Annotated in this window: 18 protein-coding genes; 2 read left to right on the top strand and 16 right to left on the bottom strand. The window is 49.0% G+C overall.

Going from position 1 to position 13,178, the window contains the following annotated elements; translation table 11 throughout:
- Positions 1-7: 7 nt before the first annotated feature.
- A complete protein-coding gene (locus ON064_RS04660; RefSeq protein WP_274623829.1) occupies positions 8-775 on the bottom strand; it encodes a serine hydrolase in 768 nt (255 codons plus the stop codon).
- A gap of 159 nt (positions 776-934) precedes the next feature.
- On the opposite strand from ON064_RS04660, the gene ON064_RS04655 reads away from it, so the two are divergent.
- Complete coding sequence (locus tag ON064_RS04655; RefSeq protein ID WP_274623828.1) at positions 935-1,207, top strand: hypothetical protein; 273 nt, start codon at positions 935-937, stop codon at positions 1,205-1,207.
- A 70-nt stretch (positions 1,208-1,277) separates the two neighbouring features.
- On the opposite strand, the gene ON064_RS04650 is transcribed toward ON064_RS04655, so the two are convergent.
- The 15 genes from ON064_RS04650 to ON064_RS04580 all read right to left on the bottom strand — a co-directional run bounded on the left by ON064_RS04650 (position 1,278) and on the right by ON064_RS04580 (position 12,339).
- Positions 1,278-2,285, bottom strand: a complete 1,008-nt coding sequence (locus ON064_RS04650) for an LLM class flavin-dependent oxidoreductase (protein WP_211654694.1) — start codon at positions 2,283-2,285, stop codon at positions 1,278-1,280.
- 96 nt (positions 2,286-2,381) lie between these two features.
- Positions 2,382-2,675, bottom strand: coding sequence for a hypothetical protein (locus ON064_RS04645; protein ID WP_274623827.1), 294 nt, complete (start codon positions 2,673-2,675; stop codon positions 2,382-2,384).
- Positions 2,676-2,730: 55 nt separating this feature from the next.
- On the bottom strand, positions 2,731-3,396 hold the full coding sequence (locus tag ON064_RS04640; RefSeq protein ID WP_274623826.1) for an HAD family hydrolase: 666 nt from the start codon (positions 3,394-3,396) through the stop codon (positions 2,731-2,733).
- A complete protein-coding gene (locus ON064_RS04635) occupies positions 3,393-3,941 on the bottom strand; it encodes a histidine phosphatase family protein (protein ID WP_274623825.1) in 549 nt (182 codons plus the stop codon). The genes ON064_RS04640 and ON064_RS04635 overlap by 4 nt, the downstream gene beginning before the upstream one ends.
- A 21-nt stretch (positions 3,942-3,962) precedes the next feature.
- Complete coding sequence (locus ON064_RS04630) at positions 3,963-4,154, bottom strand: hypothetical protein (protein WP_274623824.1); 192 nt, start codon at positions 4,152-4,154, stop codon at positions 3,963-3,965.
- 161 nt (positions 4,155-4,315) lie between these two features.
- Complete coding sequence (locus ON064_RS04625; protein ID WP_274623823.1) at positions 4,316-5,989, bottom strand: acyl-CoA dehydrogenase family protein; 1,674 nt, start codon at positions 5,987-5,989, stop codon at positions 4,316-4,318.
- The gene (locus ON064_RS04620) at positions 5,990-7,492 is read right to left on the bottom strand and encodes a class I adenylate-forming enzyme family protein (RefSeq protein WP_274623822.1); all 1,503 of its coding nucleotides are present in this window, start codon (positions 7,490-7,492) and stop codon (positions 5,990-5,992) included.
- Positions 7,489-7,872: a MerR family transcriptional regulator gene (locus ON064_RS04615; protein WP_274623821.1), complete on the bottom strand. Its 384-nt coding sequence runs from the start codon at positions 7,870-7,872 to the stop codon at positions 7,489-7,491. The genes ON064_RS04620 and ON064_RS04615 overlap by 4 nt, the downstream gene beginning before the upstream one ends.
- 132 nt (positions 7,873-8,004) lie before the next feature.
- The gene (locus ON064_RS04610) at positions 8,005-8,760 is read right to left on the bottom strand and encodes an amidohydrolase family protein (protein ID WP_274623820.1); all 756 of its coding nucleotides are present in this window, start codon (positions 8,758-8,760) and stop codon (positions 8,005-8,007) included.
- Positions 8,757-9,242: an HIT family protein gene (locus ON064_RS04605; protein ID WP_211654702.1), complete on the bottom strand. Its 486-nt coding sequence runs from the start codon at positions 9,240-9,242 to the stop codon at positions 8,757-8,759. Before ON064_RS04605 ends, ON064_RS04610 begins: the two co-directional genes overlap by 4 nt.
- 1 nt (position 9,243) lies before the next feature.
- A complete protein-coding gene (locus ON064_RS04600; RefSeq protein WP_211654703.1) occupies positions 9,244-9,483 on the bottom strand; it encodes a hypothetical protein in 240 nt (79 codons plus the stop codon).
- A gap of 53 nt (positions 9,484-9,536) precedes the next feature.
- Complete coding sequence (locus ON064_RS04595) at positions 9,537-10,070, bottom strand: NUDIX hydrolase (protein ID WP_058383296.1); 534 nt, start codon at positions 10,068-10,070, stop codon at positions 9,537-9,539.
- A 190-nt stretch (positions 10,071-10,260) separates the two neighbouring features.
- On the bottom strand, positions 10,261-10,458 hold the full coding sequence (locus tag ON064_RS04590; RefSeq protein WP_274623819.1) for a hypothetical protein: 198 nt from the start codon (positions 10,456-10,458) through the stop codon (positions 10,261-10,263).
- Positions 10,459-10,473: 15 nt separating this feature from the next.
- Positions 10,474-11,838, bottom strand: coding sequence for an FAD-dependent oxidoreductase (locus tag ON064_RS04585; RefSeq protein ID WP_274623818.1), 1,365 nt, complete (start codon positions 11,836-11,838; stop codon positions 10,474-10,476).
- A gap of 54 nt (positions 11,839-11,892) precedes the next feature.
- On the bottom strand, positions 11,893-12,339 hold the full coding sequence (locus ON064_RS04580) for a MarR family winged helix-turn-helix transcriptional regulator (RefSeq protein WP_274623817.1): 447 nt from the start codon (positions 12,337-12,339) through the stop codon (positions 11,893-11,895).
- Positions 12,340-12,435: 96 nt separating this feature from the next.
- Between ON064_RS04580 and ON064_RS04575 the strand changes: the two genes are divergently transcribed.
- Positions 12,436-12,933 (top strand): GNAT family N-acetyltransferase, encoded by a 498-nt coding sequence (locus tag ON064_RS04575; RefSeq protein ID WP_274623816.1) that lies wholly within the window; start codon positions 12,436-12,438, stop codon positions 12,931-12,933.
- Positions 12,934-13,178: the final 245 nt, after the last annotated feature.

Below are 13,178 nucleotides of genomic sequence, written 5' to 3'. Positions count from 1 at the left end.
AAATTCCTTAAGTGGCCGATTTCATCTGTTGATGGATTAAGAGCCCGATATTCGCGATCAAATGATGGGCTTCCAGTGGATTACCTGCCCCTTCCACGAAAATTGCAGCCATGGCGACATTTTCTCCTTCCACTAAAATCCCGACATCCGCCTGCAGGCCAGCCAGTTCACCGGCTTTGCCGTAAAACTGCACGGCCTCTTCTTCGATCGCCGCTGTCAGTTTGCGGCTTTGCTGATTGCCCAATATTTCCATGGCCCGTTTTCGCTCCCGCTCCGGCAAGACGCCTTGCATCAGGAAAGCTTCCAATAGACAAACCATATCGCTTGCACTGGTCCGGTTATCAAGCCCTTTTTCAGCCGCTTGGAAATCCATGAATTTCCGTTCGATTCGTGTATTTTGCAAATCCAGCGCGTTGCACGCCTGGTTAACGGCATCTTTCCCAAGCAACTCCAGCACCGCATTCGAGGCGGTATTATCGGAAACGATAATCATCAAGGTCAATACATCCCATAAGGCTAATTCTTTAAGTGATGGCAGATGGTCCAGCACGCCTGCTCCTCCAGTCGGCTTGTCCCCGAATGCAATTTTCCGGTCGCCCGATAGCGTGCCATTTGCGATTTGACGGCACGCTTCGAATAAAAGGGCCAATTTGATTGTACTGGCTGCACGCATCGTGTCACCGCTATTGATGTTCACTCGGCTTGACCGGAATTTAATTGCCACACTGACACGGCCTGAAGACTCGCCAACCAGTTCTTTTATCGCATTTTTCACTGCTGCCACACACCTTTCCTTGATGGTTCATTTCGGCAAAAATCGTTTCAGTCCTTCAAGTCAAATTAATATTAAAAAGACAGAATAATCTGTATAATAAAAGATGAATATAGAGATGGTCCGTCGTTCTTGCGATTTTAACAGGAGGAGGATATCGTCATGGAACGCAAATGGGTAGAACGGAAAGAAGTCGAATTGCGGCTCGACGAAGAGTTCAATGCGATTTTGAACATGATCGGCGAAGGCGGCCCGGACTATGCAAGAATCGACGAAGACACAGAACCGAAGGAATTGAGAGATTGGCTCGCTGAGGAATTCGATTCGATCTTGAACATGATCGGCGAAGGCGGCCCAGACTATGCACGGAACGATGAAGATATCGAAATGCAAATCATGAAGCACGACGAAGCCAAATCCCGAGACCTTCACTGATTGCCCCCCCTTCTTAACCGGAGGGGGATTTTCTATTGAAAAAAGCACCAGCTCAGGGCTGGTGCTCAGGTTATTCCATCATTTCCGCAAGCAACGAATATGAATGCAGGCGGTCTTCCTGATAGAAAATTGGTGAATTGACGATGACTTCGTTGGCGCGGGTTTTCGAGACAAATGCTTCAAGCTTCTCGCGCACCACTTCTGGCGTGCCGACAATCATCGATTCGGATTTCAGTTTATCCCGGAACATGACAATTTCACGTGGCGTCCATACCGAGCCAAGATCATCAATCGGCGGTTGGAAAGTCGTCGGTTCGCCTTTCATCAATGCGAACATCTGCTGTTGCGAAGAAGTGGCGAGCCATTCTGCACGCTCCTGCGTATCAGCCACAATCAGTGACACGCCAACCATTGCATACGGGCTTTTCAAAGCGGCAGATGGCTTGAAGTTTTGGTGGTACAACTGCAGCGCCTGCATCGTGAAGTCCGGAGCGAAATGGCTGGCGAATGAAAACGGCAAGCCTTTTTGCGCAGCGAGTTGTGCGCTGAATCCACTCGAGCCCAGTAGCCAGAGCGGAATGTCCATGCCTGTTCCCGGGTACGCTTTGACACGGCCGACCGGTTTATCGGAGAAATAATTCTCCAATTCCATCACTTGCTGTGGGAATTCATCACCTGTGCTGTGTAGCGTACGGCGCAAAGCATAAGCGGTCGCCTGGTCACTGCCAGGCGCACGGCCAAGGCCGAGGTCGATGCGATCCGGATACAATGACGCGAGCGTCCCGAATTGCTCCGCAATGACCAAAGGTGCGTGGTTTGGCAGCATGACGCCGCCTGAACCGACGCGGATCGAGTTGGTTTTTCCGGCGATATGCCCGATCAACACAGACGTTGCCGAGCTGCCGATGCCTGGCATATTGTGGTGCTCCGCCAGCCAGTAGCGGTTAAATCCAAGTTTCTCTACGTGCTGCGCAAGTTCTACGCTATTTGCAAATGATTCCGTTGCGTTGCTGCCTTCATTGACTGGCGCCAAATCGAGCACCGCCACAGGAATCTGCTGAAATGTTTTTTGTGTCATATCTATAAGCACTCCTTTACCTCCCCTATTGTAACGCTCAAATTTCGGAAGGCGTACGAAAATGCTCAGAGATCGCATTTCATTGTGTCACTGAAGCTAAACTGCCCAGCGCAGGCATACCCATGCGCTGAGGAAAATGCTCACCCACAGCGCGAGGTTAATCAATAAAATGACTGGGTAGGAAACCGATTCTGCTTTCTTCTTATAGAAATAGATCACGACTAAAATTGCCTCCACTACCCATAGCGGAATCATCCAGAGAAATTCAGGTGCAACGAAGCGCTTGTCCGTGTAGTTCTCCGCGATGGCCCCTTCCGCAAAAAACATGGAAATCGAAATGGCCATAAAGCCGCTGAACAATAAATTGCCCCATAATAAGACTGCTTTCATGCACCGCCACTTCCTTTGCAAGTTTGATGAAACCTAGCTTCTACAAAAGTTGATTTTATGCATTTAACTCTTGGACGATCCTATTCACTTCGTCCAACTCATCTATAGCATAATCCGCCGCGGCTTCATTCCACCCAGCATCTTTCTTCCATACCCCGATCATGCCGGCATTTTTAGCGGCCTCTACATCCGTCGTTGGATGATCCCCGACAAACAAACTGTGGGAAGGCAAGGCATTCAAGCTGGCCATCGCTCTTTCAAAAATCCGCGGATCGGGCTTTCTTAAATTCTCGCTTTCAGAAATCAAGATCACATCAAACCACTTCTCGATTCCCAAGGCTTTAATATTATCCATCTGGAACTTTCCTTTGCCATTCGAGATAATTCCTAGCTTCACGCCTTGTTGTTTCAAGCTCTCCAGCATTGCTTGAAGGCCATCGAAAGGATGGCAATGGAAACGAAAATGGGCGAGATAATCTTCCAATAAAAGTTCCACCGTTGTCTGTTCGATGTCAAATTCCTGGATCAACTGGGCATAGACCCGGTCTTTCCACACATAGCCCCGCCTGTCCAATTCAATAAAGCGCTCGGCATACACGTCCTTTGGAATATGCCCGAGAGATCCATGCATCCGTTCGTATTGATCGTCGATAAACGACACCACTGAAGCATCCCGATTGAGCAAGGTCCCGTCCAAATCAAACAGCACCGCTTGAATCATCGAGATTCCTCATTCCACAATCGTTCCCCGCTCTTTCCATCTGGCGCATCAGTTAAAACAAACACATCCGGATTGCTTAAAGCACGCCATCCTTCAAATCCGAAGCCCTCTACATAACACGACAGAAGCAAAGCCATAATATTACCGTGAGTAACGATTGCTGCTGTTTGGCCACTTTTTTCAAGCTCTTCCACGACTTGTGAAATACGGTCCAGTGCCTGTCTGCTGGATTCTCCGCCTTCAAGCACAAGCTCGTGGTCATCAAACGTGCTCTTCAAGCGTTCGAACCAATCGGGAAGGTTTCCTGAACTCAAGACCCGTTCTTTCAAACGCTCATCGGTTTCGATTTCTACAGCCAACGCTTCTGCTAACGGTGCGATCGATTGGACGGCTCGCGTATACGGGCTCGAGACAATCCGCTCGATCCCCAGCTCACTCAAAAATCCGCTTAATTCTATAGCTTGTGCCATTCCGGTTTCCGTAAGCTCTGCCCCCGGCTCCTGTCCAGAAGCGGCACAATGCCGGATGATGTAAATCTTCGTCACTTGAAATCACTCCATTTCCGTTTATAAACCAAGCAAATCCGCCATGATTTCCGCGCTCCCCGGCGAGAACATGAATAAGGAAAAGCCAATGCATAGAGCACCGCCAACGAGCAAGCCGGTTTTCACAACGAGCGGAAATCCTCTTTTCGGCAAAATCCCTGCAAAAAACAAACAAATTCCGATGAATAACAACAGCATGTACCAGAAGCCCATCTGCCCACCCCTTTTCAATATGTTAATAACTGGACGCTTGCTGGATGAAAAGGTTCTGCTGTTGTATGTCTATTGTCACTCCTGAATTCAGCTTACCATATGCCTGACTGCTTACTAGACAGAAAATCACCCGCTGCAAAAAATTGGAGCGGGTGATTTTTTTACTTATCCATCACTTCTTTAAAATAGTTCACGGTCTTCATTTCCCCTCCTATTGTTCTTGTGTTCCATGTCACTTCGGTGAAAATTTCCGCAAGCGGCGCATACATGCCGCCATGTTTTTCAGCCCATTCAAGCGCGACAGTGTTCTCGAAAAGCTGCGCCATTTTCTTCATTAGGCTCTTCGCCTCGAAGCTTTGCAGCGCCGCATCGAATCCGGCAAACGCCGTCAGCTCCTCACTAAGCTCTTTCGTTTTCTCTTTCAGCAATTCCACATCAGCGCTCGCCTGCAGCTTTACCAAGCGTTTTTGGATATGGTCGATGAATATTTCATGCGCTGATAATTTATTAACGAGGCGGATCAGCTCGAGCCCAAGAATATTTGCCGTGCCTTCCCAAACGGTGAGCACTTGTGCGTCGCGCAATAGGCGCGGTGTGACAAAATCCTCGATATAGCCATTGCCGCCGTGCATCTCGATCGCTTCGTGAGAGAAATGGATCGCCTGTTCCGCTGATTCTTTCTTTAAAATCGCGATGAGTAAGCGGTTCAGTACTTGTTCTTCTTGTGTCGCGCTGCCCTCTGTGACGTGGTCGTACAAGCCAATCAAATCGAAGATTGCCGCTGTTTCAAATTCCTGCTTGGCACGCAGCTTCATCAGGCTGTCCTGCACCATCGGGAAATCGGTGAGTTTTTTTCCAAACGCGTTGCGGCGTTCGGCGTATTCCGCTGCTTCATCAAGCGCGCGCTTCATGATGCCAATCGAGGCGACCGCGTTGCAGATGCGCGACAAGTTCAACGCTTCCATCATATACTTAAGGCCATGTTTCGGGTCGCCGACGATATATGCTTTCGCACCGTCGAACTCGACTTCGCCGGAAGGCACCGCTCGTACACCGAGCTTGTCTTTCAAGCGGCGAATCTTGATCCCGTTCAGTTCGCCGTCCACTTTCCACGGCACCGCGAACAATGTCAGCCCCTTCGACCCTTCCTGTGCCCCTGGCATGCGGGCGAGCACCATCGCCACCCCCGCCATACCGGCATTCGACGCGAAATATTTTTCCCCGTATAAGCGGTAACCGTCATCGGTCTCAAGGGCCTGCACGACATTCGCCCCGACATCCGAACCGCCCTGGCGTTCAGTCAAGAAAGTCGCTCCTTCAAATAATTCCGTGTCCCCTGTCGCACAGACATGCGGCATGAACTTTCTCTTCAGTGCTTCATCTGCATAATGGTCAAGTAAATAAGCTGTCGCCATCGTCAACGTCACCGGACAATAAAAGCCGGGTTCCGATTGCGATAATAAATAGCCTTGCGAAAAGCTGTAAACGTAATTGCCTTTTCTCCCAAGCTCCGGAATTTCCTTATGGACATAGCCGACAATACCGGTTCTGTAGGTTTCATCGACTGTCTTTTTATAGCCTTCATTGACCCAGACGTGTGAAATGTCTTCGCCGAGACGGTTGTATTTCTCGAGCTTCGGTGCGCCTTCCCGGTCGGTATAGCGTGCGCGTTCGTCGATATCGCCCGCAGCAAGTTTGCCGAATGATTGCAGCTCACGTTGTGCATAGCGGAGAAAATCCTCCGGCAGTTGTTGTCCCAATATTTTCTTCAAGGTCTCGTCATTTTCATAGAAATTGCGTTCGCCGCTCGGTGCGGCACCTTTCAAGACGACCATTTAAACACGTCCTTCCCGCAACGGCTGCTTGAGGATCTTGCCGGATGCGTTGCGTGGCAATGCTTCGACTTGTTCGATGAGCTTCGGCACTTTATAGCTTGCCAGTTCATTTCCTGCGAATGCTTTAATCTCCTCTGCACTCAATTCACGCGATGCGGCGAAATATGCTTTTACCGTTTCGCCCCATTCCGCATGCGGCACGCCGATTACTGCGGTTTCATGGATATCGGGATGCGTAATGAGCACTTCCTCGATTTCCTTTGGGTAAATATTGACACCGCCTGAAATGATCAAATCCTTCTTGCGGTCGACAACCCAAATAAATCCGTCTTCATCGAATTTCGCCAAGTCGCCTGTTTTCAGCCAATCGCCGATAAAGGTTTCTTTCGTCGCTTCCTCGTTCTTGTAATAGCCGAGCATATTGCCTTCGCCCCGGAGCAGGATCTCCCCGACTTCGCCGGGTGCAACGTCCTGCCCGTCCAGATCCACAATGCGGATTTCGGTATGGAGCGCGGCGCGTTTGCCGATGCTCCCCGCTTTTTCCGTATGTTCCGGCCCCGTCATCAAGGTTCCGCTCGGCCCTGCTTCTGTCAGGCCATACACGCAGACCAAATTATTGGTACGGAATGATTCTTGGACGAATTTCACTTCTCCCGCAGACAGCGGTGCACTTCCGTAAATCCACCATTTCATCGAAGACAAATCGCGCTGGCCGACCTCTGGATGTTTGGCGGTCATGAGATAAGCGACCGGCGCACCGAAGAAATGGGTCGTCCGTTCCCCTTCGACCGTATCAAGCAACAAGTCCGGCGTGAACGTCGGGACGAGCACATGCTTCGCGCCGACGATCATTCCGGCCACCAAAAACAAGTGGAGCGGTGCAGAATGGCTGAGCGGCATCATATGGAGCAGGCGGCTATCCGGTTTCATCTCCATTTCGACACAAATCATCTGCGCAACCGTCAGCACATTGCGATGGCTGAACAGGACGCCTTTCGGTTTGCCGGTCGTTCCGGACGTATAGAGAATCGTCGATGGCTCGTCGTCCTGTGCATGGGAAGATAATATTTCTTCCGTTTCCGTTCTTATCAAGTCGGCGAATGCTTCCCAGCCAGGTACTGCTTGCCCGGACTTGACCAAAAGCAATCCATTCGTTTCCAGTGACTTTACAGCATCAAATATCAGTTCATGAACGAAAAGCGCTTTGGCATCCGAATGTTCCAAGATATAGCCGATTTCTTTTGGCCCGAGTTTTGCACTGATCGGCACGATGATCGCGTTGATACGCTGCACAGCAAAATAGGTTACAACGAATTCCGGTACATTCGGCATGAACAAGACGATTTTGTCCCCTTTGCTGATACCCCGTTTCATCAGTGAGTGCGCCAAGTTATTCGCAATTTTGTCCACTTCACGGAACGTTAAACGCTGCCCCATCCCCACCAGCGCCTCTTGTTCCGGATATTTCCGTGCATTCCGCTCCAGCAATTGTGAAATATTCATTTTGCCATCCCCTTCAGTTTCGATAATTTTTCGTTAAACTCCCCTAGCAAAGACTCCATCTCTTGTTTCGTCTTTTCAAGCTCTTCGATGCGGCGCTCCATTTCCTCTATCTGCTTTTTGCCGTACTCGATTGTGCGTTCGAGCTGTTTCTTGCCCGAGCGGTCAGCATCGAACAGCAGCACCATTTCCTTGATTTCCTCTAGTGTGAAACCGTATTTTTTGCCTCGATCGATGAGCTTGAGTTTCGCGATTTCGGCATTCGAAAACAGCCGCTTATTGGAATCTGTTCGCTCTGGCTTCAGCATGCCTAGTTCCTCGTAATAGCGGATCGTCCGCGTGGTCACCCCGAATTCCTCTGCGGCTTCGCGTATCGTTTTCATCTCCCATCCCCTTTGTCTGATTTTTTCGATAGTTAAAGCTTACCATTGACGTTAACGTAAAGCGCAAGAGCTTTCTAAATATAAAAATCCAGCAACCTGCCGAATTGACAGGATGCTGGCTCGAGATAGACCTTATTCAATTCCATACCATTTCAATGCATTCTCGTAGAGAACTTTCTCCGCTTCGATGTCACCCAAAGTTTCTTGGATAACTGTGACATCACTCGCTTGAAATGGTGATTTTGCCCGAGTCGACGGCAGGTCCGTGCCGAATAGCAAGGCCTCCGGATTAATATCATGAATGGCTTGGACTGCGTAAGACGGTTCGAAATCAATTCGCCCGAATCCAGTCGCTTTTACTTTAACGCCTTGTTCCACCAGCTTTAACAGTTCGGGGAATCCTTGTTTCGACAAACCGAGATGATCAATGGAAACTGCCGGCAACTTGCTGATGGTGTCTTTCAACTCTCCGAGATCTTTTGAATCGATGTACAACTCAGCATGCCATCCGGAGATCTCATGGACACGCCTTGCGAAATGATCGAGCCGCTCGATCGCTTCTGAACCGCCGCGCTTCACATTAAACCGTACGGCACGAACACCTTTTCCATGCAAATTAAGGATTTCTTCGTCCGATGTGTCTGCCGGCAATTGCGTCACGCCGACAAACCGGTCACCGAGCGTATCAAGTGCATCCACTAAATACGATTGGTCAAAGTCTTGGAACGAGCCCGACACGATGGCGCCTCCGGTTACTTCGAAGTTTTCTACAGCGGCCACATAATTCGAAGCGGTGAATGCAGGCGGCAAATAGCCTTGATTTTCGGTCAACGGAAATCGCGGGTCGATAATATGTAAATGGGCGTCGAAGATTTTCACTTTCTTCATCGTTTCAGTTCTTCCGTCAAGGCTGCAATCGTTTGCTTGACACTCCTTAGATTTGCCTCATCGTTCATTTCATTTCGTGCATGCAAAAGCACCGGCCGCACCGATTCGACGGAACGCCCGAACTCATACATCCATTCATACCGCGGCACCATCCACGTATGGAAATGATGTGTCGTGTCTTCATTATAGAAATAATAGACCGACTCGATGCCCAGGACGTTTCGCTGCGCTTTGCGAATTTCTGACAGGACCGTGATGTAATCCACCCGCTCTTCTTCCGTCAATTCATCCAAGCTTTTCAAATGGCGCTTTGATGCAAGGATAATCAAGCCGGGAATGGGATAAGCCACATCTTGATGGGCGTGGAAATGCGCCGTCTCCACTACGACTCCGCCTTCCGGTTCGATCAAGCCATCCACCAACGCGCAGCTCAGACATTCCACTTCGACGGTTTCGCCATTTGCCAAGGTGATCGTTCTCATTTCAATCGCCCTCCTCGCTAGTTTCTTTACTAAAAACTTCTGAAGCGAAAAATACTACGAGCCCGATCATCAAAATCACAAACCAGTTGTCGATCAATGCGTTTCCAATAAAATATTCAGAAATGCCATTCGCCAACAGAATCAATCCCCACGCTGCGAAAACCATAAAGTATCCATCTTTGCCGCCGTCTTGTTTATCGGTGTCTTCTACAAAAAATAAACTGAGCAATTTTTTCATCATCCTATCGCCCCTTTTGCATTTTAGCTTTCTGCAAATTTACGTATTGCCTCCAACTACCTGAATGAACCATCCCATGCATAAGTCGAAAAAGAGGCCAATTTCTCGAAATAATGCTCCATGCGCTGATAGACCGAAGGCACGATCAAGCGCTCCCGGTTCATTTGCTGGAACTCAATCCAATTGACCAGCTGCGCGGCGCACACTTCGCCAGGTTGAAGCTGAAGCGCATCCAGGTCGATGCTCTCTTTGCATCTCCAGACATAGCTGTCCAAAAAATAATTACCGCCTTTCATTTTCCCTAGGAAGCGAAGCTCTTCAGGCCTGGCGAGCAATCCTGTTTCTTCTTCCAATTCGCGAAGCGCACCCATCAAACTGCTTTCCCCCGCCACTACAGAGCCACCCGTCGTTTCCCAAAGCATCGGAAGCGGTTTTGCCGGATCTCGTTGCGTCATAAAAATTCTTCCATCTGCATTGAGCGTAATCACTTCCACAACAATATGGAACTCACCAGGCTGCAATTTATTGCCTCTAATATGTTTCTTTCCAAGCGGGTTCCGCTCCCCGTCATACAAATCCCAAACTTCCATTCTCTAGCTCCCACCCTATCATCTCTAATTTTTCGCTGAACTTTCTTACTATTTAAGTCCTGTTTATACTTTAATGAATATTCCCATTAATTAACAGACTTTTTTTATTCATTTTAGATTTTTATTTTCCATCTAAAAAAGTGGCGGAGATAGACGCCCCCGCCACTCGATTTATTTCTTTGGATTGCTTTCAACCGCGCATGGAATTGACTGCTTCTTTAAAACTATTGCTACTATCCCGCCCATACAATTCGGGGTTTCCGCGGAAAAATGTGTTGATCGTATATTCTTTTGCACAGTCTAGGCTGCATTCGCGCGAAGACACGATGAGCGTAAGATAGGACTTAAAGTATGCAGGCTGCAGACGGCCTCCGTGATTGACTGTCATCACAATCCACTCCTTTCAGCAGCAGCCGCCGATAGCAATCGGCTGACGGCCATTTTTGGAAACGCCGGAACTGCAGACGCCCGTTTCCGGCAACTCCAGTTCCACTTTCTCGGAAGCTTCAATGTTTCCATTGATATAAGCGACGATGGAGCGGACTTGTTCATAGCCGGTCGCCATCAAAAAAGTCGGCGCGCGTCCGTAGCTTTTCATGCCGGCGATGTAGAATCCTTGTTCCGGCTGACGCAATTCCTTTTCGCCGTGCGGCCGGACCGTTCCGCAGCTATGGACGTTCGGATCGATCAGCGGAGCGAGTGCTTCGATGCTTTCCGTGGCATTATCGATCTTCAAACGGAGTTCCTTCAAGAAAGAGAAATCAGGGCGGCTGCCCGTATTGACGATGATTTCATCGATTGCTTCAATCGAATGGATTTTTCCTTGCCAATCACCCATTAAGGAAAGCTTTCCATCTTTTCGAGAAACCTGCTCTATCCGAAACGGCGTAAAGATTTCCACACGCCCCGAATCCACCAATTCATGGACACGCGCACCTAATTCACCTCTTGCCTCGAGCGCATCATCTGCTTCGCCGCCGTAGACATCCTCAATTTTCGGCTTGCGCAGGATCCAGGAGCTTTTCACTTGATGTCCTGCATCCTCAAGTGCGGCAAGATCCAATAAAGTATTAATGGCAGAATGGCCACCACCTATGACGGCTACCTGTTTTCCGGCAAACCGCTCGCGGTCTTTGCCATGTAGATCCGGGATGCCGTAAAAAATGCGCTCTTGTTGGCGGCGTTCACTCTGAGTCCAAACCCCGTCGGCTTGAAGCGGATTCGGCTGGCCCCAAGTTCCTGTGGCATCGATGACGGCTTTCGCTTCAATCCGCTCCATTTCCGCATCCTCAGTCTCTACATAGATCACAAAAGGCTGATGCTCGCGATTCGCCGTCTTCATCTTGTCTTGATGTTTTCGGCTGATGGCACTGACACGTGCATTGAGGCGAATGTACGGTTCGATTTCGGGAACAGCAGCCAGCTTCATCAAATAATCTTCCACCAGCTCGGCTCCTGTCGGCAACTTGTCATCCCCTGGGGCATTCCAGCCAGAGCGGTCCAATAAGGCTCGCGCGGCTTTATCGATATTGTATTGCCAAGGAGAGAACAAACGGACATGTCCCCATTGCAGCACGTGATGGCCGATTCGGTCACCAGCTTCAAGCACCAAAAACTTTTCACCCGCCAGCGATAAATGGGCGGCAGCAGCCAAACCGATTGGCCCTGCCCCGATGACAACGACCGGCAATTCCGGCGCTGTATTTTTTATTCTTTCGATTTGGATGCGTTGTGGAGTGGCTGAACAACAATTTGTTTGAGTGTTCATGTTTTGGCCTCCTTATTGTTAAAAAACTTGATTATTGCAAGTATTAATTCGAACTTAATACATCGGTTTACAGCAAACGGATGATTTCGCCATCGCCTCGTTCAGTAATTTTATCGATTGCAGCACCATGTCCTGTTCAAATTCGGTCATATGCGAGAAGATTTCCTCGAGATGTTCCTCCATGTCGCGCTGGATGGCAAGCGCTACTTTCTGGCCTTCTTCTGTCAAACCCAGCACCGAGATTCGTTTATCCGCAGAAGACGGCACTTTTGTGACCAAGCCTATCTTCATCAAACTTTGCACTTGCCGACTGAAAGTTGACAGGTCGGTCGCCAGTGCATCCGCCACTTGTTGCATGGATGGCCATTCCCGTCGGTCGATCTCATAAAGAATATGGCTTTGCACCAAGCTGATTTCCACATCGTCAACTGTACAGCAATTTTTATTCAACAAGCCAAAGCGTTTAACCATGCTTTGAAAAAGTTCCCGTTTGTTTTCCATCTTCAACACCTCTAGTGATAGCATACAAAATAAACTTGCAAGTTGCAAGTATTTATTTTAATATTTAATCTAATTATAAGAATCGGAGTGATGGATATGGAATACATCATCAGGCCAGCGGTGGAGTCGGATTGGCCGGAAATCAAGCAGATCTATGAAGCGGGCATGGACAGCGGGCTCGCTACCTTCGAAACCAAAGCGCCTAGTTATGAACTCTGGAGCGATAGCGAAACAAGCAATTGCCGTTTGGTTATTGAATCAGCAACGCAAATACGTGGCTTTTGCAAGCTTTCACTTGTATCAAAACGCACGGTTTACTCGGGTGTCGGGGAAGTGAGCATCTATGTCGATCCTATATATTCGGGCGAAGGCATCGGCCACAAGCTTATGCAAGCCCTTATTCAGGCTTCGGAACAACAAGGCTTTTGGACTCTGGAAGCGAAAATCTTCCCTGAAAACGAAGCAAGCATCCGGCTTCATAAGAAAAACGGATTCCGTGAAGTCGGTGTCCGTGAGCGCATCGGAAAGCGAGACGGCATCTGGCGTGACAATGTCCTGCTCGAACGCAGAAGCACAATAAATGGAATCCACTAAAAAAGAGCTCACGGATGAGCTCTTCTTTCCAGAGTGTTGAAGAAGTCTATAATCCGCTATGAATGAAAAAGGAAATCACCATTTCTACATTCAAAAATCAATGTTCTATCTGAGTATTTGGAGAAGCGTTTGCTCGACTCCTGTGGGACTAGCGGGTTTGAGAGACCCCGCAGGAACGAAGTGACGAGGAGGCTCGATTCCCGCCCCACGGAAAGCGAGCGATAAGCTTCGAAAAATACGGTTTC

The sequence above is a fragment of the Planococcus sp. A6 genome (assembly GCF_028823615.1).
Classification (GTDB): domain Bacteria; phylum Bacillota; class Bacilli; order Bacillales_A; family Planococcaceae; genus Planococcus.
The sequence above is the reverse complement of the archived record's forward strand: the minus strand, read 5'-3'. Positions and strand labels throughout refer to the sequence as shown.